This window comes from Synechococcus sp. R55.2, assembly GCF_047462075.1.
Taxonomy (GTDB): Bacteria; Cyanobacteriota; Cyanobacteriia; order Thermostichales; family Thermostichaceae; genus Thermostichus.
On the sequence record NZ_JANSIH010000365.1, the window covers coordinates 1 to 19,605 of the forward strand.

A 19,605-nucleotide genomic window follows, 5' to 3' on the forward strand; every position below is an offset into this window, starting at 1 on the left:
TATAGTTGAGCTTATTATTGACTAGAGTCATGCTCCAGTTGCGGTGGATGTGCTCGGCCATAGCAGGGATCCCGCCTCGAAAGAGGGTGAATTGCAGACTCAGAGGGTGCTCAACACCTCTCGCGCTGCGGCCAAGGTTTTCTCCACATCGGCCTCTGTGTGGGCCAGGGAGGTGAAGCCGGCCTCAAATTGCGAGGGCGCCAGATAGACTCCCCGCTCCAACATGCCGCGATGGAAGCGGGCAAATTTCTGCAGATCGGAAGTCTTGGCCTCTTCGTAGTTGCGCACCGGGCCGGCAGTAAAAAAGAAGCCAAACATGCCGGGCAGATAGCCCCCGCACATCTCATGCCCCGTTTCCCGCGCGATCTGCAATAGCCCCGTCGCCAACTTCTCGGTAATCCGCTCCAGGTACTCGTAGGTGCCCGGACGACGCAAAATGTCCAGTGTCTGGATCCCTGCTGTCATGGCCAGGGGGTTGCCGGAAAGAGTCCCTGCCTGATACATCGGCCCCGCTGGAGCCACCATTTCCATAATTTCTCGCCGACCGCCGTAGGCCCCCACCGGCAGGCCGCCGCCGATGACCTTGCCCAGGGTCGTTAAATCGGGGATGACCCCAAACTTGGCCTGTACACCGCCATAGCTGATGCGAAAGCCGGTCATCACCTCATCAAATACCAGCAGGGCCCCGTACTTTTGGGTGAGATCTCGCAAGCCTTCCAAGAAGCCCGGCTGGGGGGGAATAAAGCCGGCATTGCCCACCACCGGCTCTAGGATGACTCCGGCAATGGAGTCGGGGTGCTGTTCAAACAGGGCCTTGACTGCCTCCAGGTCGTTGTAGGGAGCCGTCAGCGTAGCGCTGGTAGCTGCCTTGGGCACCCCCGGCGAGTCTGGCAAGCCCAGCGTGGCCACCCCCGAACCGGCCTTCACCAAGAACATGTCCGCATGGCCGTGGTAGCAGCCCTCAAACTTGATCACCTTTTCCCGACCGGTATAGGCCCGCATCAAGCGCAGCACCGCCATGCAAGCTTCGGTGCCGGAATTGACAAAGCGCACCATCTCCACACTGGGCACCGCCTCAATGACCCGCTCCGCCAGCTCATTTTCCAGAACGCAAGGGGCGCCGAAGCTGGTGCCTTTCTCCAAAGCTCGGCGCAGAGCCTCAATGACTTCGGGGTGGGCATGGCCGACAATGGCAGGCCCCCAACTGCCGATGTAGTCGATGTATTGGTTGCCGTCCACATCCCAGGCGTAGGCCCCTGAGACACGGTCGAACACGACGGGATCCCCGCCCACCGACTTGAAGGCGCGCACCGGAGAACTCACTCCCCCCGGCATGAGACTTTGTGCCCGGGCAAAAATCTGTTTGGAGCGGGCGGTGTTAAACGAGGTGGAGTGGAGAGTGCTGGTCATAGAGCATAAGGAGCTTTCAACGCATTACCAAGGCTAGCAAGCAAGGGAGCTTTCTGGTGAGCCCTTTTACCGACCATGAAACTACAAACCCATTCCCGCCAGCGTGTCGATCACCTGCTCCAGGATCAGGGTGAGGTTGGGATGGGAGGTCTCGAACAGGCCCAGCGCCTCTCCAATGCGATCCCTGGGGCCTTGGCTCGGTTTGCTCTCGGTCGGGGATCCCAGCTCGGCCAGCACCGCTTCCACTTCCTGGCGAATGGTGGCAATGTGCTGCCGCTGCTTTTCATCCAAGCCAGGGGTTTTTTGCAGCTCAACATCCAGATCGTGCAGCAGTTGTCGCAGTTTCGATTCGGCCATTCTGTAAAGAGACCTTAACGACTTGAGAACCGATTGAGTTTTGACCACCCTGCCTCAATCATACGGTCTGATGGGTTGAAGCAGGGATCCCTCTATCTAGGGTCTAAGAGCGGGTAAGCGGCGAAGGTTAACTTTTGCAGCCGGGGATCCCAGCATTGGAGCAACTTTTGTAGGATGGGCAGTAGAGTCTATCCCCATGTCTGAGCTGGCATTGGCCCTAGTAGGGGCGGCGGTTGCTGCTGCCCTTTTCGTTGGGATTTTCGTCTGGGAACAAAGACGCAGCCAAGAATTGCTGCAGCGGTGGGCGGCAAAGCAGGGCTACTCCCTGTTGAGCCAGGAGGCACGGTACTGGCGGCTGGGGCCTTTTTCTGGGAGCACTTCCAAGTATCAACGGGTATTCCGTGTGCGGATACGGGATCCGTGGGGGCAAGAACGCACCGGCTGGGTGAGGTTAGGGAACTGGTGGCTGGGGCTTTTGTCGGATCAGGCTGAGGAGCGGTGGGAGTAGGCTGGGATTGAACCACAGAAGGGGAAAGCAATGAACGGGATCAGGGGTTGGAAAGGGCTGAAGGGGGTAGCGTGGCTGGGCCTGGTACTGGCGGTGGCCCTGTTGGGTTGGAACATAATCGCCGGAGGTGGAGCGATGGCCAGTCCTGGTGAGGGATCCCGAATGTTGACGGTTACAGGGCAGGGATCGGTCTCGGTGGAGAACTCCATTGCCCTCATTCGCTTAGGGGTAGTCATTCAAGGGGAGACGGCGCAATCGGTACAACAACAGGTGGCAGAACGCTCAGAGCGGCTGGTCAATCGCCTCAAGGAGCTGCAAGTAGGCGCTCTACAAACCACCGGCATTTCCCTCTACCCGCAATACGACTACCGGGATGGCCAGCCTCGCCTAACGGGTGTGCAGGGGCAAAACAGTCTGCAATTCGAGGTGCCCGTGGCCAGAGCCGGGCAAGTGCTGGATGAAGCCGTGGCCGCCGGAGCCACCCAGGTGGAATCGGTCAGTTTCCGGGCCGACGATGCCACCCTGTTGGAGGCGCGCAGCCGCGCCCTAACCCAAGCCGTGAAAGATGCCCAACGTCAAGCCCAGGATGTGCTGGGGGCCTTGAACCTGAGCATCCGTTCCGTCGAGCGCATCCAGATTCAGAGCGATGGCTACATGATCCCGCCGCCGATCCCCTTTGCCCGCGCCGACTATGCCCGTCTAGAAACGGCATCCACACCGGTGGAGGGGGGACAGCAAACCGTGCGCGCCCAAGTCACCCTCGAGATCCGTTACTGAGCCTCTGCTTTGCTGCCTCGAATAATTCACAAATGTTCACCACATAGATTTCAGCTCTCCCGCCAAAGGGCTTCTGGTCAGAGCAAGCCTTGGGCAGCAACAGACAGCGGCTCTGGACGAGCGAAGTCTCAGTGATTCAAGAGTGATTCAATCCATCTAACCAACTCGGCAAAGTGGAAGCGGCTGCTGTTTGCTACCGCATTAGAATAACGATGGAAAGTTGCGGGTAGTTTGCTTTCCCGGATTTTCTCGCCATCCTGCCTCAGTTTGTCTATGGATCCCAGACCGGAGAGCGCTAGTGCAGCTCCTGCGCCTGAGAAGGCGAAACTCGGCTCTGGCAGAAGCCAAGACGGCAGTCTGCAAGCCCGTGTACTGATCGTGGATGATAGCTACATGGTGGCAGAGATGCTGTCCAACTTTTTGGGCAAGCAGGGCTGCAGTATTTCTTATGCTTTGGATGGCCTCTCCGCGCTGGAGCAAATTCGCCGCCAACCCCCAGATCTGATCATTGCCGATTGGGTCATGCCCTCCCTGAACGGCCTGGACCTGTGCCGTCAACTGCGGCAACTGCCGGAATATGCTTGGGTGTACTACATCATTATGACTGCCCGCGAGGGCAACGATAGCATGGAGCGGGCTTTGGAGGCAGGCGCCGATGAGTTTCTTTCCAAACCCTTTCAGGCTGCAGAGCTGCTGACGCGGGTGCGGGCAGGGCTGCGCATTGTAGAAAGTCGCCGCCAGCAATATCTGCTCAAAACTGGGCAAAAATCTCCTCCCTCTCCCCCCAAGTCGATTGGTTTGGAGGTGGGTAACCGTCAGGATTTGGTGGCTCGTTTGCCGCTGCGGGTGGCCCAGGCCCGTGCCCAATCGGAACCCCTCAGCTTGTTTGTGCTGCGCTTGGCCAACCTCGGTTCTCTGGCACAAGGGCTGGATGCTGACGGTCGGGCTGATCTGCTCAAACTGTTTAGGGAGCGTTTGGCCAATAACCTGCGCGATGGAGACGACCTGTTTTGCTACGACGAGGGGCAGTTTATCATTCTGCTGCCGGGGAGCACCTTGGCTGCTGCGCAAATGGCTGCCGAACGCTGCTGTCAGCGGATGATTCAGGATCCCTTTGTGGTGAATGGGCGGGCGCTGCCGGTGCAGCTCCAGTTTGGAGCGGCCAGCCTCATGGACAGCGATGATCCCAAGGGGGTGGCTCTGTTGCGTCGGGCTGCCCAGGCTATGCGAGATAGCAGGAATGTGCACAGCTCGGTGGTGACTGCTCCCCATCCCATCCCAGTTTCCGACCGCGTCAGCGGAACGGAGTCCTCAGAGCTGCTGAAACGCCTGCAGCGTCTGGAAAAAGAAAACGCCGAACTGCGCCGAGAGCTGGAGACTCGCCTCAGGCAGATTGAGGATCTCCGCCAACACCATCAAGAGCTCAGCCAAAAAATGCAGGCTTCTGCACCGGAACTGTCCACAGCGGGATCCCTGGCCCATAGACCCTTGCGCTTGCGGCGGCGAAAACTCCGGCAGCTTTGTCTGAAGCGTCAACTGAGCCGTAGAAGACCGCGCCTGGCTTTGGGACGGCTGAGCAGGTAGCGATGGGCTGAGCGAACGGGAGAGACGGAAGGGAGGTGCAAAAGGCTATGATGGGCATTCTTCAGGGTCAAGTGGCCGGATCTGGGATCTGGAGACCAGCAGGAAGATGGTTCCTAAACAACATTGAGCTAGTCTTGACAGCGGTGGGAATAGGGGTGATTCTGCTAAGTGGTTTTGTGGCCAGCCGCAGCGCTTTTTCGCTAGAAACGGCAACGGCGGTCAGCGCCACTTTGGTGGGGGTTATCCACGGGATCCTCTTTTGGCTGTTGCGACGGCGGCAGAGACAGGTGAGGCGGGAGGCAATCGGGCAAATTCGGGAAATGCTGGAAGATTTGGGCAAAAACCGTCTGCAAACCATCAAGATGAGCTTGTACATGGTGCAGGCGCGTCAACCGGAACAGGAAGAGCGAACCCGACAAAGCTTTGACCGCGTTTACCAGATCCTGGCGGAGATGAGCACCTTGATCGACCACATTTCGGAAGAATCTCTGGCCGGCTGGCGCCATCGCTACCGGCAGACTCTGCAGCGGGTTGAGTCGGAGTCTCAGTAGTCTTTAAAGTGACTTCAGGGATCCCTTGAGGAGTTGGCTGAGCCGGTGGACGGTCGGATTTCGGGAAGCACCCAATTGCTCGGTCTAATCGGGGATCCGGTGGCCCACAGCTTATCCCCAGCCATGCACAATGCTGCTTTGGCAGCTATGGGGGAAAACTATTGCTATGTGCCGTTTCCGGTGGCTCCAAAACACTTGGCGGCGGCGGTGGCAGGGCTAGCGGCCATTGGGGTGCGGGGGTTTAATGTGACGATTCCTCACAAACAGGCCATTCTCCCTTTGCTCGATCAGATTGAATCGCGGGCAGCAGCGGTGGGGGCGGTGAATACGGTTTACCCCTTGCCAGAGGGCGGGTGGGCGGGCACCAATACCGATATCGATGGCTTTGTGCAGCCTTTGCTGGGTCTGGAAAAAGGGATCCCTACCCTCATTCTGGGATCCGGGGGGGCAGCGCGGGCGGCCATCCAAGGCTGTTTGGAGTTGGGGCTGGGGCCGGTGCGGGTGGCGGGGCGATCCCCCAACTCATTGCTGGCCTTGCAACAGACCTGGCCTCAGGTGGAGACGGTGAACTGGGCGGAGTTGAATTGCTACCTGTCTCAGACGCGGCTTTTGGTCAACACCACCCCCGTGGGCATGCACAAGCCGGGATCCCCTGGCGGTCAGGAGCTCTCTCCCCTGAGCCGGGAGCAACTGGGCCTGCTGTCTCCGGGTGCCATCGTCTACGACCTGATCTATGTGCCGGATCCCACTCCTCTGCTGCGGATGGCCGCCGAGTTGGGACATACCCCCATCAGTGGACTAGAGATGCTGGTTCACCAGGGGGCCAAGGCTCTATCGCTTTGGCTGGGAGGCAAGCCTGTGCCAGTAGAGGTGATGCGGCAGGCAGCTCAACACCAGTTGGCCCAGGTTTAGGGTCACTCCAGGCCAGTTGGAAGCCCTCTCTCAAGGTGTAATGAGATAACAACAACTACCGGGCTAGCAATCCAAGGTTGTTTCCCGCTCCCAGGGCGTGATCTGACGGTTGTATTCCTGCCACTGTTGGCGTTTGAGCTTGAGGTAGGCATTCACAAAGGGATCCCCCAGCCTGCTACGGAACAGGGTACTTTGGTCTAAGTGGTTGAGGGCTTCGACCAGAGAGCCGGGCAACGTTGGGGCATTGGGGAGGGGATCCGTGTAGGTGTTGTTGTCGCAGCGGGGGCCAGGATCCCGTTGGTGTTGGATCCCGTCCAGACCGGCGGCAATGAGACCAGCAGCCAAAAGATAGGGATTGGCGGCAGCATCGGCCAAACGCAATTCAAACCGCCCGGCATCCGGGATCCGAATGGCGTGGGTGCGATTATTGCCGCTGTAGCTGATCGTATTGGGAGACCAGGTGGCCCCAGAGAGGGTGACAGGGGCATTGAGGCGACGATAAGAATTGACCGTCGGGTTGGTGAGGGCACACAAAGCAGGTGCATGGTGTAGCACCCCGCCGATGAAGTGATAGGCCAGTTGAGAAAGCCCCAATTCCCCTTGGGGATCGGCAAACAGGTTTTGTTCGCCTTGCCAAAGAGAAATATGGGTGTGGCAGCCGTTGCCTGTCAGATGAGCAAAGGGTTTGGGCATAAAGGTGGCCCGGTAGCCATGCTTTTCGGCAATGCTTTTCACCATGTATTTGAAAAAGGCGTGGCGGTCAGCAGTGAGCAGGGCGTCGTTAAACCGCCAGTTCATCTCAAACTGGCCGTTGGCATCCTCGTGATCGTTTTGATAGGGATCCCAGCCCAGCTTCTGCATGCCATCGCAGATGTCCCGGATCACCGAAAAACGCCGCATCAAACTTTGCTGGTCATAGCAGGGCTTGGCCTGCCGATCCCGCTCATCGGAAATGGCCCACTCTTCGGGCGACAGAAGCATGAACTCGCATTCGATCCCCGTCTTGACTTGAAAGCCCATAGCTTCTGCTTGGGATAACACCTGCTTCAACACCCAGCGGGGGGTTTGTGGCAAGGGATCCCCGTTGACCTGAATTAGATCGGCAGGCATCCAGGCCACTTCCGGCTGCCAGGGCAGTTGAAACAAGCGCTCGCGCTCCGGCTGGGCAAACACATCGGGGTCTGCAGGCGTCAAGTCCAACCAGGCAGCAAACCCGGCAAATCCAGCCTGACCCTCTGCCATGAAGTCGATAGCTGAGGCAGGCACCAGCTTGGCCCGTTGGATCCCAAGCAGGTCGGTAAAAGAGAGCAGAAAGTAGTTGATCCCTTGGGCGCGGGCAATTTCAGAAAGCGGCTGTGTCATGTACCCAAGCTAGGTCTTGGCCTCAGGTAGAGGTGTGTCTTTCCGCACAAAAATAGATCTTTATCGAAACGGCCAGGAAGACAAACACCGCCATTTGTATTCGCCCAGGGTTGCGCAGCAATGGGAAAATTCTCCCCTGGCCAACAATTACCCGTTGATGTTCCTTCCCGCTTTTGAGTCAGCCCAGATGGTTGCCAAGGCGGGGTGGAAGTTGAATGCCAAGAGGGCCAGCAAGCCATCGTTTCGAGCAGTACCTCTGGGCATGAAGGCCGGGGCGTCTGCGCCGTGGCTCCCTCAGTGAATTAGGATGGGAAAGCGTGGTTTTGCCGTGTCGGCCCGCTTGTTCTTCTCTTGGGTAGATCTGGAGCAGCGTAGATGGCAGTTTACGAGGGCAATTTTGTTCAGACGGAGGATCTGCGTCTAGCCATCGTCATCGGTCGGTTTAACGACCTAATCACCGGCAAATTGTTAGAAGGGTGCCAGGACGCGCTGAAGCGGCATGGTGTGGATATCGGCCCGGAGAGCAAGCAAGTGGACTACTACTGGGTGCCCGGCAGTTTTGAGGTGCCTTTGCTGGCTCACCAACTGGCCCAATCTCGCCGTTATGATGCCATCATCTGTCTGGGGGCAGTGATTCGCGGGCAAACTCCCCACTTCGACTATGTGGCGGCGGAGGTCTCCAAGGGCATTGCGGCGGCAGGATTTCGTACCGGAGTGCCGGTTATTTTCGGGATCCTCACCGCCGATACCCTGCAGCAGGCTCTGGAGCGGGCCGGGGTCAAGAGCAACAAAGGTTGGGAATACGCCATGAGTGCCCTGGAGATGGCGACGCTGATGCGCCAAGTTGCCCCCGTGCTCCAAGGCAGCTACGGCCACAGCGGCAACGGGGCCGGATCCCGTCCGTCTCTGCCCGGTGGAGCGGAAGCCCTGCAGTCTACCCTGGACAGCGCTGCCTATTGAGGGCGGGTGAGGCGAGTCAGCACTTCGTTGGAACGCTGCACAAAGGCCCGCGCGGCTGCTGGATCAAAGCTTTTCTGGGTGATCAAAGCCAAATCGTAGATGTGATTGCAGATGAGGTGAACCAAGTCGGGATCCCGCCCCCGATCGGCAAGAGATTGCAGGTTTTGGATGAGGGGATGGGCCGTGTTCAGAACCAGGGTGTGCTCTTCCAGAAACTCCAGCGGCTTTTGCTGGATGACGGCGTTGAGCTCCTGCAGGCGCCGCAGCGTCTCCGGCAGCAAGATCATGGCCGGAACCGACTCTGATTTAAGAGCTTCTGCTTTGATCTGCAACTTGTCTTTGCCCAGGGCCTGCCGAAAGAGATCGACCAACTTTTGGCTGCGGGTTTTTTGCGTGACCGGATCCACAATTTCGGCGGCTTTGTCTTTATCTACCAGCGTTTCGTCCAGCTCAGAGTCCACCCGCTTAAATTGGATCCCTTCTTCTTTGTATTCCCGCTCCAAAAAGCTGCTGAAGTGGCTGTCGATCCAGCTATCCAGCATGATCACTTCCAGTCCTTGAGAGCGGTGGAGATCGATGTAGGCACTCTGGGCAGCCTCATCGGTGGCGTAGTAAACTCGCTTGTTTTGCTTGTCGCGGGTGCGCTCCAGGTACGCTTTCAGGGTCACATATTCGGGTTTGTCAGCAGGGGATCCGGCCACTCGGAAAATGAGAATATCCTTAATCTGGGCAAAGAACTTGTCGTTGTTCATCGCCCCAAACTTCATAAAGAGGCTGATGTCGGGCCAGACCTTGACGTATTTTTCGTAATCTTCCCTGTACAGTTCATTGAGACGATCCGCCACCTTTTTGGCAACGTGATCCCCAATGCGTCTTACGGTGCGGTCATTTTGCAAGAAGCTGCGGGAGACGTTGAGAGGAATATCCGGGCTGTCGATGGCCCCCCGCAGAGGCAGGAGAAACTTGGGGATGACTTCCTCACAGTTATCTTGGACAAAGACTTGGTTGCAGAACAGCTTGACTTGACCCTTGGTGGGATCAATATCCGGGCGCAACTTGGGGAAATAGAGGATCCCTTGCACGATGAAGGGATAGTCGGTGTTGATGTGCACCCAGAAATGGGGATCCTCTTGAAAGGGATAGAGGTAGCGATAAAACTCTAGGTAATCCTCATCTTTGAGTTCGGAAGGTGAGGTTCTCCACAGGGGCTTTTGCTTGTTGATCACTTCCCCGTTTAACTTGATGGGAACGGGGATGAAATCGCAGTATTTACGAACCAATTCCCGAATGCGGCTTGGCTCCAGGTATTCTTCGTTTTCGGGGGTGATGTAAAGGGTAACGGTGGTGCCGATGCTGGAGCGCTCAGAATCGGAGAGGGTAAAAGTAGTGGTGCCGTCACAAGCCCACTTCACCGGCGTGCTGCCGGGCCGATAGGAGAGGGTGTCGATCTCCACCCGCTGCGACACCATAAAAGAGGAGTAGAATCCTAGACCAAAGTGGCCAATGATTGCTTGCTCTGCGTCTTTGCCCTTGTACTTTTGAATGAACTCTTCAGCGCTGGAAAAAGCCACCTGGTTGATGTATTTTTTCACTTCCTCGGCAGTCATGCCAATGCCGTTATCGGCCACCGCTAAGGTCTTGGCCTCCTTGTTGAGGGCAATCGTAATCTCCGGCTCTGGGAGATCTGCCACTTCGCCGGCAAGGCTGGCCATCTTCAGCTTGGTGATGGCATCAGCAGCATTGGAGATCAGCTCCCGCAAGAAGATCTCTCGATCCGAGTAGAGAGACTGCTTGATGATGGGAAAGATGTTCTCGGTGTGGATGGTGATGGATCCCTGTTCCAGCACGGTCATAGGTGGCTCAGCACTCAAACAAGCTCAGTGCTAATCTACAGAGACCGAAAAGTCCCCGACAAGCAGGCTCTTTTTCGGAAATCCGCACTCGCAACCGAACCGGCTCTCTAGAGCTGAGCGGCTCCGGGCGGAGCTTGGGTTTGGCCGTTGGCGTCAGCGGCGCGGAGTGCTTCATCCAAAGCCAACTGTTGAGCCCAATCCTGGCCGATCCGAATGGTGACATCGGAGTTGAGAACGCCAGTAGATTCTACCCGCACTTCTCCCAGGCCAATGGCGGCGCGGATCTGTTTAGCCCCCTCCCGATCCCCGCTCTGGGCGAGGATCTCCGTTTGCTGCAGCACCTGAGTGCTGTCTTCCACGGCAAAAGCATGGGCGTATCCTTGTCTCACCAATTCTTGCACCATACGGCGGGCCATCCCCGGCTCTCCGGTTGCGTTTTGCACGGCTATGCGCAGGCGGTGTGGAGGAATGCGGGCTACCTCTGCCTCCAGGCCAAAGTGGGAGACGGCCACCCGTCGGATCCCGGCGGGATCCGGCAGCCAGTAGCTGGTGGAGAATTCTCCCGGCTGACTGAAGCGGCCCGGCAGCAGCACCAGGTCGATGCGATCGCCCCCAGAGGTGAGGACAAACTTGGCCAAGCTCAGAACCTCTTCCCAGGTGAGGTTGGTATCGAGGTTGGTGCGGATAACCTGCAAAATCTTTGGGATCCGCGGCCAGACAGCAGGGGAGAGCAGTTCCCGGCTCAGGGCCCGCAGCAATTCCTGTTGCCGTTGCACCCGACCGATATCCCCCAATCCCAGGTGATCGTGGCGAAAGCGGGCAAAGTGGTGGGCTTGTTCTCCATTGAGGCGTTGCCAGCCGGGCTCCAGGTGAATGAACAACTGCTGGGTGTGATCTGCGTATTGCATCGGTTCCGGCACGTAGATTTCCACGCCGCCCACCGCATCGATCAGCTCTTCCAGAGCGTCGGTATTGAGGCGAATGTAGCGGTCAATCGGGATCCCACCCATCAAGTGGCTGACCACCTGAGCCGTCAGCGCCGGGCCCCCTGCCAAGTTGGCAGCATTGATCTTGGCCACACCAAAGCCAGGCAAGCGCACACGAGTGTCGCGGGGGATGGACAAAACGGTAATCCGCCGCGCCTGGGGATCAAAGCGGGCCAAGAGAATGGTGTCGCTGCGGGTGTGGAAGCGATCTCGCTCTGTGGGCAAGGGCAGGGTGGGATCCGGGTTGTCTGTGCCGAGAATGAGGATATGCAACGAGCGATCCAGAGCCGCAGCCCGTAAGGCATCGGGACGGAAGGCTTCTTGTTCTGCAGGTGTGAGGGAAGTTGGGATCACCTGACGGGGCAACATCACGGCCAAGAGGGCACCGGCAGAACCCGCCAACACAGCCGTGAACCCCAACAACAGCCAGAGGATCCCCTGACGAATAGCCTGCTGACGAGCTGCGCGGACACGGTCAGGACGGGGGGGATAGTGGAAGGAGGGCATCAGGTCAGACCAGGTCTCGCGAGCGCGTACAGGAAAGGGTGTACTGTCTGGGTGGTGTTGCCAGCCCCACCAATTCAAGGCCATGTTATCCCATCCTCAGTTTTCAGAGTTGCCTGGATCCAACTTCAGCGAGGTAGCAGTCGCCACAGGGGGATCCCTGCAGCCGTTGTTGGGGAAGTCGGAGGCGCACCTTTGGCTGCAGACAGTCCCCCCGTTGGAGAAGTTGCTCCCCCAGCTCGACTTTCTTTCTCCTGAGGAACGTCGGCGGGCAGAGCGTTTACAACTGCCGGCGGATCGGTGCCGCTTTCTGGCCGGTCGTCTTGGGTTGCGGAGCTTGCTCAGCCGCTACAGCGGCATTCCACCCCAGGCGATCCCCCTCGACCACAGTTCTACCGGCAAACCCTACTGGCGGGATCCACCCCTGCCGCTGCAGTTTAACCTCAGCCACTCCCACGAGCGCGTCCTGATCGGCCTGAGATGGCAATACCGCATTGGAGTGGATCTGGAATGGGTTCGACCTGTGCTCCGCTGGCAGCGCATCGCCCAACGCTATTTTTCGGCTGCTGAGCAAGTCCGTTTGGCCAACTGTCCAGCTCCAGAGCGAGATGCCCTCTTCTTCCAAATGTGGACACAAAAAGAGGCACTCCTGAAGGGAACGGGCAGAGGTCTGGCCGGCTCTGCAGCTTTGGGCGAGGACTCCCGCTGGGTGACCTTACCGCTTCAGGTTGCCGGTGGCTACGTCGCTGCGGTAGCCCTTGAAATGAGGGGCGAAATACCCGAAGACGGAGGGGAAGCCCTAACTGTGCGGCTCTACACGGATGTAGAGGGCTAGACAGCCGCAGCGGCAAAATCTCTCCACCCACCGCTCGAGCTGCTATCTTGAGTTTCCAAGCTACTCCCCTCAGCGGGAGAGAGTTTTTGATTCCATGGTGTTGCCATGTTAAGCAGGTTCTGTCGTTTCCTGGTGTTGGGAATTTGGCTATCGGTTCTCATGATTGGGATCCCGCATCCGGTATGGGCGCGGGATCTCTCCAGACAAACGCCGCAGGAGAAGGTTATTGAGTTGGGTACTGCCGACAATCAGTTGGTGTTTGCGCCCAAGGAACTGTCTTTTCACAACGGCAGCCTCTACCGTCTTCGCCTGAGCAACCCCAGCCAATTGAAACATTATTTCAGCGCCAAAGATTTTGCCGATGCCGTTTGGACCCGTAAGTTGGAAGTGGCCGGTGTGGAAATCAAGGGCCAGATCCGAGAATTGGAACTGAAGCCAGGCGCTTCGGTGGAGTGGCAATTTATTCCCCTGAAATCTGGAGTCTACGCTTTGGTTTGCACCATTCCCGGCCATGCAGAAGCAGGTATGGTGGGGCAGATTACCATCGGCGATTGAGATCCTCTTCCTGGGCTACCCGGCCAAAAGGGGATAGAAAAGAGAAAGACGCTGCCAGGCCAATCCATGAAAAACCCGCTCACGCCCAAAGCCCTTCGCGCCACCGACGCGAACGCGGAACACTGGACTCGGCGACGCCAGGCAGCTTCCCCTCGAAAGAGCAGGCCCCCCCTTTCGGAGCGGATTGCCGGCTATGCCCTCGCGCTTCTCTCCCTCACTGCCGTCCACGGGATCCGCTACTACAACGAACCACAACTGACCGTCGGCAGCCGCTCCCCGCAGACGTTTCTCGCCCCTGCTGCGGCGGAGATTGAAGATGTGGAGGCTACCCAGGCCCGACAAGCTGAGGCGCGACGGCGGGTGGTTCAGGCCCTCAAAATCAACAGCACCGCCAACGACAGCATGCGGCAAAACCTGGAGGGTCTCCTGGCTGAGGTGGAGGCCATCCGCCAAGAGGCAGGGCCTCTGCCCTATGTTTCTGTCCAGTTGCTGTCTCTGCCAACGCAGATCTACCTGCGCCAGCTTTCCCCGGAGGAGTGGGAACCCTTCCAGGCTCGCGCCCGACAAGAGGCCATCCGCGGAGCCACCCCATCTCCTTCAGAAGAGCCCTCTTCTGGGCGACCGGAGCAGCTGGAGCAGCGGGCCAAGCAGGAGCTTGTTGAGGTTTGGCAGCGGGCTTGGTTGGATGGATCGGCCACCCAGATGGCGGGGACGGATCCCTATACTCAGCTAATTGCCCAGGTGGAAGCGGCGCAACGGCGCTATCAAGCGGCTTTGCCGGCTCTGGAGCAGCTCACCCCCCCTGTTCCGGCCACAGTTCTCAATTTGGCAGATGCGGATTGGCAGCATTTGCAAACCTTGAGCCGGCGGGTCTTGGAGCGCCTGCAGAAGATAGGGATTGTGGATGGCCTGCCCCGCGAAGTTCGCGCCGAAGGGATCCAAGCCCAACTGGACGATTTGATGTTTCCGGGCAATGCTGCCCAACGACAGGAGTTGCAAGGGCTGGTCTATCAGTGGCTGCAGCAGGTGCTCATTCCCAATGTGGAGGTGGATCCCCAGCGCACCGAGCAGCGCATTCGCGCCGAGCTGGAAAAAGTCGAGCCGGTTCTGATCTCGGTTGCCGAGAACCAGGTGATCGTGCGAGCAGATCAGGTCATCACTCCCGAAATTTTTCTCATCTTGGACCACTTTGGGCTCACCCAGCGCGGGATCAACGTCTGGGGCTTGGTGGGGGTGGCCGGCGTGATGGGCCTGGGCCTGGCTGTCTTTGTGCCTCTGCAACAACGCTTGAGGCCGGGATTGCGCCGCCGGGATCGAGTGTTGATCCTCATGGTTTCCCTGACCGCTCCCCTGTTGGCGGCCTTGTTCAAGCTGGAGTTCAGCTCCTTGCCGGCGGTGGGGCTGTTGCTGGGCAGTTTTTACGGGGCAGGGCTGGGCCTGGTGGTGGTGGTGGGCCAGGCGTTGTTTTTGCCCTTGGTCTCCTCTGCCAACCTGCTCACCGTCGTGCCCTTGTTGTCCGGCAGTGTGGTGGCCTCTGCCTTGGCCGGGCGTTCCCGCTCCCGAGAAGAGCTGGCCTTGCTGGGGGGAGGAGCGGCAGCGGTGCAGATGCTGGCCTACGGGGCGGTTAGCTTGGCCGCCACCGGCGGCATCGACCTGTTGGCTATGGCTTTGGCGGGGGGAACCAGCCTGGGGTGGAGCATTGTTGCCCTGGGAGCCAGCCCCTACCTGGAGCGCCTATTTGACTTAGCCACCCCCATTCGTCTGATCGAGTTGAGCAATCCCAATCGCACCCTGTTGCGGCGACTGGCTGCAGAGGCCCCCGGCACCTTTCAGCACACTCTGTTTGTGGCCACTTTGGCAGAACGGGCTGCCCAAAAGCTGAACCTCAACGTGGAGCTGGTGCGCACCGGCACCCTCTACCATGACATCGGCAAGATGTTGCAGGCCCGCTACTTCATCGAGAACCAGATGGGCAGCCTCAACCCCCACGCCCAACTGGACGATCCCTATCGCAGCGCTCAGATCATCAAGGCCCACGTCAGCGATGGCCTGCGCCTGGCCAAGCAATACAACCTGCCTACCGCCGTCCAGGCGTTTATCCCTGAGCACCAGGGCACAATTCTGATTGCCTACTTTTACCATCAAGCCCAGATGAAAGCCGGGGATCAGCCGGTGCCCGAAGAACCGTTCCGCTACGATGGCCCGATCCCCCAGAGCAAGGAGACGGGGGTGGTGATGATGGCCGATGCCTGTGAAGCCGCCCTGCGCAGCATGACTCTGAGCGATGGCTTCGGCCCCGATGTGGTCGAGCGGGCAAAAGCTGTTGTCCGCAAAATTGCCCAGGCCCGTTGGCAAGATGGCCAGTTGGTTGATAGTGGGCTGACGCTGGAGGATTTGGAGGTGGTGGCGGACGCTTTTGTGGAGGTCTGGCGGGAATCCAACCACGAGCGCATTCCTTATCCCAGTTTCACCCCTGCCCCCTCGCTGCCTGAGACTCCTTCTGCTCAGGCCCAGATCCCGGTGTTGATGAGCCCCTCTACGGGATCCCCTTAGCCAGGTGACCTCTCCCGTTCGCGTCAGTGAGACGGAGTCCTCAGAAGCTAAGTAGGTGGAGAAAGGTCTAGCCCTGCGGCTCATCGATCAGTACGATAGGGGATCGTTCTGTGGATCCAATGTGAACCAAGGCAGTCCTGGGATCTGCAGCCCTGGGCTGAGAGTCTTTGTTTCATTGTTTTTGGATGGCCTGCTGTTCGCGTCAGCGGGACTGAGTCTTTATGCCTTATGCAGCTCCTGCTTCATCCACCCATCCCCCTGTAGTCCCTCTTCAGATCCCGCCTTTGTCTTGCCCCAGCCCTGTGCAACTTTCGCTGGTCATTCCCACCTACAACGAAGCCTCTAGCATTGGCAGCTTGGTCAGACAATTGTGCGCCCACCTCGACACGATTCTACCGGGGGCCTATGAGCTGATTGTGGTGGATGACAACAGCCCGGATCACACCGCCAAGTTGGCCCAGGAGCTGCAGGAGGAGTTTCCCCAACTCAGCGTTATCTGCCGGCAGCGGGAACGGGGCCTGGCTACAGCAGTGGTGCGAGGATGGCAGGCTGCCCGCGGAGAGGTGCTGGGGGTTATGGATGGGGATTTGCAGCATCCGCCGGAGATCATCCTCAAATTGTGGCTGCTCATCCAGAAGGGGGCAGATCTGGCGGTGGGCAGCCGCTATGCGGAGTCGGGGGGGGTGAGCCACTGGAGCTTGGGCCGACGCATCGTCTCCCGTGGGGCCCAATGGATCGGGTTGGCTCTGCTGCCAGGGATCTTCAGCCGTGTTTCCGATCCGTTGAGCGGACTGTTCCTGGTCAGACGCCAAGCCATTGCCGGGATCCCGCTCAACCCCAAGGGTTACAAGCTGCTGATCGAGGTGCTGGCGCGGGGCCGGGTGAAAACCATTGCTGAAGTCGGCTACATCTTTCAGGAGCGCCAAAACGGGGAGAGCAAAATCCAACTGCAAACTTGTCTCCAATATCTCCACCACCTGATGGTGCTGCGCTTTTCGCTAGGGCAGGTGGGATCCTTTTTGCGCTTCAGCACGGTTGGCCTATCCGGCACCTTGGTGGACATGGCTTTGCTCTATGTTTTGCACGATCCCACCAACTTAGGATGGGATCTCATAACCAGTAAGCTGGTTGCTTCGGAGGTGGCCATTCTCAATAACTTCCTCTGGAACGACCTGTGGACTTTTCGCCATGTGACCCGCTTGCAGCCGGGGCCCTGGAATCGCCTGAAGCGGTTGGCGAAGTTTAACGTTATCTGCTTAATTGGCTTGGTTCTCAACACTTCACTGGTGACCTTGCTGAGCGAGCGCTTGGGCATTCATTATTTGTTGGCCAACTTAATTGCCATCGGTATTGTTGTATTCTGGAACTTCTACCTCAACTCCAAGCTGAGCTGGAGGAGTGCAGAGGTTAAGTCGGACTCTGTGGGTGGCCAGTCTTGAGTATGGCTTTTTCCAGGAAGAGCCAATCCGGAGGTATGGGCATTTCGCTCATTTCCTCACTGTCTGGGCCCCCTTTGGCATCCACCTTCGCCCCTTGTTCCTATGGCTGCGCTAAGTAGAGTTAGGGCGGATCCCCTCTAGGGCGATGATCTCCTGGATGACCGAGCGAACAACGGGAGCAGCCGTCGTCGAGCCGAAGGCATCTTCCCCCTGCGGCTCGTCGATCACCGCCAAGATCACGTAATTGGGGCGAATGGCCGGGAAATAGCCCACAAAACTGGTGATGCGCTTGCCGGGCAAATAGCCCCCCCGTGGCCCGGCTTTCTGGGCAGTGCCGGTTTTGCCAGCGATCTCATACCCCTCGATCTTGGCCGATTGCCCCGTGCCAAAGTCCACCACATCCCGCATTTGGATACGCACTGCCAGCGTGGCTTGCTCGGATAGTACCCGCACCGGCTGCGGCTGCGGGGATCCCCAAACCAGAGTATCCGTATCCTTTTCCACCAAGCCTCGCACCACATGGGGCTGTACTTTCAGTCCGCCATTGGCAATGATGCAGTGCATGGCAGCCAACTGTAGAGGAGTGAGGGCCAGCCCCTGGCCGAAAGCGACAGTGGCCCGCTCCACCGGCACCGTAACAAACTGTCGCAGCGGTTTCAAACGGCTGGCCGGCTCAAAGGGCAAATCCACGCCACTGCGCTCGTTGAACCCCAGCCGCACCAAGGCATTGTAGTACTGGCGGGGATCCAGCTTGCGCATTAGATGTACCATGCCCACATTGCTGGATTGCCGCAGGATATCCGTGACGCTCATCCAGCCATGGGCCCCTCGCTGGTGGTAGTCGTAATTTTGAATGGGCCACTGACCGATGAGAATCCGACCCTCGTCATAGACCCGTTCATCTGCTGTAAAGGCTCCAGCATCCAACCCAATGGCAATGTTGATGGGCTTGAAGGTGGATCCCGGCTCATACAAATCCGTTACGGCCCAGTTGCGAAAAAGACCGGGGTCATACTCAAAGTAGCGGTTGGGGTCATAGGTGGGCTCGCTCACCAGAGCCAAAATCTCCCCCGTGTGGGGCTGCAAGATGATCACCGTACCCCGCAGCGCTCGAAACCGTTGCAGTTGGGCTTTCAGGGCAGCGCGGGCAGCTCTTTGCAGGCGCATATCTAGGGTAAGTTGCAGCACCGTCTCGCCAGATTGCAGCAGCCCTTCCGGCACCTCGGCAGCCAACAGTCGTCCGTAGCCATCGCGAGGAATAGTAACAGGCTGAACAGTACGCTCCAGCAGCTCTTGTCGGGAATATTCGACTCCCGCTTGGCCCTGATGATCCAGATCCACATAGCCCACCACCTCAGCGGCCATCTCTTTTTGGGGGTAAACGCGTTGCCGCTCGCTCACCAGCTCCAGGCCATCCAGATGCAGAGCCTGAATTTGATCTGCCACCTCCTGGGATACCCAGCGCTCCACCCGCACTGCCTGATTGGCCGATAGCCGCTGCGCCAGTTGCTCTACTGGACGCCGCAACAGGGGAGCAAGAGCGGTGGCCATTTCCTCTGGAGTGCGTTTGCCAAAGAGGCGGGGATGGGCCCAGAGAGTATAGACGGGGCGATCTACGGCCAGCAATTCTGCCTGCTGCTTGGCAATAGAATGACGATCCACAATTGAGCGACGAGGAATGAAAGGTCTTAGCTGGGCTCTCTGCTGGGCCTCGGCTCGCTGCTGCAATAGGGGTGCCTGTTGATGTTGCAAATAAACCAGACGTGCTCCTGTTACAAATAGGGCGATGATCAAAGCCAGTCCGGTCATGCCGGCGCGAAAGTCAAGCTGGCGGGCCGTCGGGATCCGATCCCCCAAGAGCCATCCCAGCGTTGTTCCCCACTGCCTAGAGCTTCGCGGTGAAGGGATCCAAGAACCTCTGCGTCGGCGCCGTTGAGCAAGTTGCCGGCCATTTTGCCTTGTCTCCAGAGATTTCGGCACAGGCCGCCCTACCCTAGCCCTAGGTCTGCCTTCCATTGCAATCCTCACATGAGCACCACCGCTAGTTTGGCGCTCATCCCACTGTTATGCCACCCCACAGCTTCTGGGAAAGACCTTGGGATCCCGAAAAGCAGCCAGGACATTTTAGAGGTATTGGAGATAACATAATACCTCAGAACATGAATTAGGTGCGGGCAAGTCCTCAGACTTTTCGCACTTGGATCCACAGTTTTAAATCACATTCAAAAGAAACTGGGAGGACATGAAAAACCCAACTCACTTGCGTACATTCAACAGCTCAAACCTTTAACTTGCTTGATTTAAAACCTCTTCCTGGCGCTTTGTGATGACAGTGAATCAGAGGCGCGGGCAGAGGCCGAGAAGCTGGGTCAATTTTTGGGGTGTCCGGTCATTTTTTTGCGGGAAACAAAGTCATAGTGCTAGAGGGACGTAGCCCCGAGAGGTATTCAAGGTAAGTT

Annotated in this window: 17 protein-coding genes; 10 read left to right on the top strand and 7 right to left on the bottom strand. The window is 58.3% G+C overall.

Annotation, left to right across the window (positions count from 1 at the left end; all coding sequences use genetic code 11):
* Positions 1-99: 99 nt before the first annotated feature.
* Positions 100-1,410 carry a glutamate-1-semialdehyde 2,1-aminomutase gene (hemL, locus tag NW838_RS11625; RefSeq protein ID WP_414399924.1) on the bottom strand — a complete coding sequence of 437 codons (1,311 nt, stop codon included), beginning with the start codon at positions 1,408-1,410 and terminating at the stop codon, positions 100-102.
* 81 nt (positions 1,411-1,491) lie between these two features.
* Positions 1,492-1,767, bottom strand: a complete 276-nt coding sequence (locus NW838_RS11630) for a DUF4404 family protein (protein WP_414356579.1) — start codon at positions 1,765-1,767, stop codon at positions 1,492-1,494.
* 196 nt (positions 1,768-1,963) lie between these two features.
* Here NW838_RS11630 and NW838_RS11635 point away from each other — a divergent pair, with 196 nt between their 5' ends.
* The 5 genes from NW838_RS11635 (at position 1,964) to NW838_RS11655 (ending at position 6,099) form a co-directional block, all read left to right on the top strand.
* Entirely contained in the window at positions 1,964-2,275 is a 312-nt protein-coding gene (locus tag NW838_RS11635; protein WP_414409074.1) for a hypothetical protein, read from the top strand.
* 30 nt (positions 2,276-2,305) lie between these two features.
* Positions 2,306-3,052, top strand: a complete 747-nt coding sequence (locus NW838_RS11640; protein ID WP_414356581.1) for an SIMPL domain-containing protein — start codon at positions 2,306-2,308, stop codon at positions 3,050-3,052.
* 393 nt (positions 3,053-3,445) lie between these two features.
* Complete coding sequence (locus NW838_RS11645; protein WP_414428081.1) at positions 3,446-4,636, top strand: response regulator; 1,191 nt, start codon at positions 3,446-3,448, stop codon at positions 4,634-4,636.
* A 47-nt stretch (positions 4,637-4,683) separates the two neighbouring features.
* The gene (locus NW838_RS11650) at positions 4,684-5,187 is read left to right on the top strand and encodes a hypothetical protein (RefSeq protein ID WP_414344808.1); all 504 of its coding nucleotides are present in this window, start codon (positions 4,684-4,686) and stop codon (positions 5,185-5,187) included.
* Positions 5,188-5,232: 45 nt separating this feature from the next.
* Complete coding sequence (locus NW838_RS11655) at positions 5,233-6,099, top strand: shikimate dehydrogenase (protein ID WP_414356614.1); 867 nt, start codon at positions 5,233-5,235, stop codon at positions 6,097-6,099.
* Positions 6,100-6,162: 63 nt separating this feature from the next.
* On the opposite strand, the gene glnT is transcribed toward NW838_RS11655, so the two are convergent.
* The gene (glnT, locus tag NW838_RS11660) at positions 6,163-7,461 is read right to left on the bottom strand and encodes a type III glutamate--ammonia ligase (RefSeq protein ID WP_414356586.1); all 1,299 of its coding nucleotides are present in this window, start codon (positions 7,459-7,461) and stop codon (positions 6,163-6,165) included.
* Positions 7,462-7,836: 375 nt separating this feature from the next.
* Between glnT and ribH the strand changes: the two genes are divergently transcribed.
* Positions 7,837-8,421 (top strand): 6,7-dimethyl-8-ribityllumazine synthase, encoded by a 585-nt coding sequence (gene ribH / locus NW838_RS11665; protein ID WP_414356587.1) that lies wholly within the window; start codon positions 7,837-7,839, stop codon positions 8,419-8,421.
* On the opposite strand, the gene htpG is transcribed toward ribH, so the two are convergent.
* Both htpG and NW838_RS11675 read right to left on the bottom strand, forming a co-directional pair.
* Complete coding sequence (htpG, locus tag NW838_RS11670; RefSeq protein WP_414356588.1) at positions 8,415-10,274, bottom strand: molecular chaperone HtpG; 1,860 nt, start codon at positions 10,272-10,274, stop codon at positions 8,415-8,417. The genes ribH and htpG overlap by 7 nt on opposite strands.
* A 107-nt stretch (positions 10,275-10,381) precedes the next feature.
* On the bottom strand, positions 10,382-11,851 hold the full coding sequence (locus NW838_RS11675) for an LCP family protein (RefSeq protein ID WP_414356589.1): 1,470 nt from the start codon (positions 11,849-11,851) through the stop codon (positions 10,382-10,384).
* Here NW838_RS11675 and NW838_RS11680 point away from each other — a divergent pair.
* The 4 genes from NW838_RS11680 (at position 11,850) to NW838_RS11695 (ending at position 17,146) form a co-directional block, all read left to right on the top strand.
* The gene (locus NW838_RS11680) at positions 11,850-12,599 is read left to right on the top strand and encodes a 4'-phosphopantetheinyl transferase family protein (RefSeq protein WP_414356591.1); all 750 of its coding nucleotides are present in this window, start codon (positions 11,850-11,852) and stop codon (positions 12,597-12,599) included. The genes NW838_RS11675 and NW838_RS11680 overlap by 2 nt on opposite strands.
* Before the next feature lie 105 nt (positions 12,600-12,704).
* Positions 12,705-13,154 carry a plastocyanin/azurin family copper-binding protein gene (locus tag NW838_RS11685; RefSeq protein ID WP_414356592.1) on the top strand — a complete coding sequence of 150 codons (450 nt, stop codon included), beginning with the start codon at positions 12,705-12,707 and terminating at the stop codon, positions 13,152-13,154.
* A gap of 66 nt (positions 13,155-13,220) precedes the next feature.
* Entirely contained in the window at positions 13,221-15,707 is a 2,487-nt protein-coding gene (locus NW838_RS11690) for an HD family phosphohydrolase (RefSeq protein WP_414428082.1), read from the top strand.
* A 221-nt stretch (positions 15,708-15,928) separates the two neighbouring features.
* Positions 15,929-17,146 (top strand): glycosyltransferase, encoded by a 1,218-nt coding sequence (locus tag NW838_RS11695; RefSeq protein ID WP_414356595.1) that lies wholly within the window; start codon positions 15,929-15,931, stop codon positions 17,144-17,146.
* A 111-nt stretch (positions 17,147-17,257) separates the two neighbouring features.
* Here the strand turns inward: NW838_RS11695 and NW838_RS11700 are convergent, their stop codons facing one another.
* Complete coding sequence (locus NW838_RS11700; protein WP_414356596.1) at positions 17,258-19,003, bottom strand: peptidoglycan D,D-transpeptidase FtsI family protein; 1,746 nt, start codon at positions 19,001-19,003, stop codon at positions 17,258-17,260.
* The gene (locus NW838_RS11705; protein WP_414356597.1) at positions 18,952-19,098 is read right to left on the bottom strand and encodes a hypothetical protein; all 147 of its coding nucleotides are present in this window, start codon (positions 19,096-19,098) and stop codon (positions 18,952-18,954) included. The genes NW838_RS11700 and NW838_RS11705 overlap by 52 nt, the downstream gene beginning before the upstream one ends.
* Positions 19,099-19,605 lie beyond the last annotated feature (507 nt).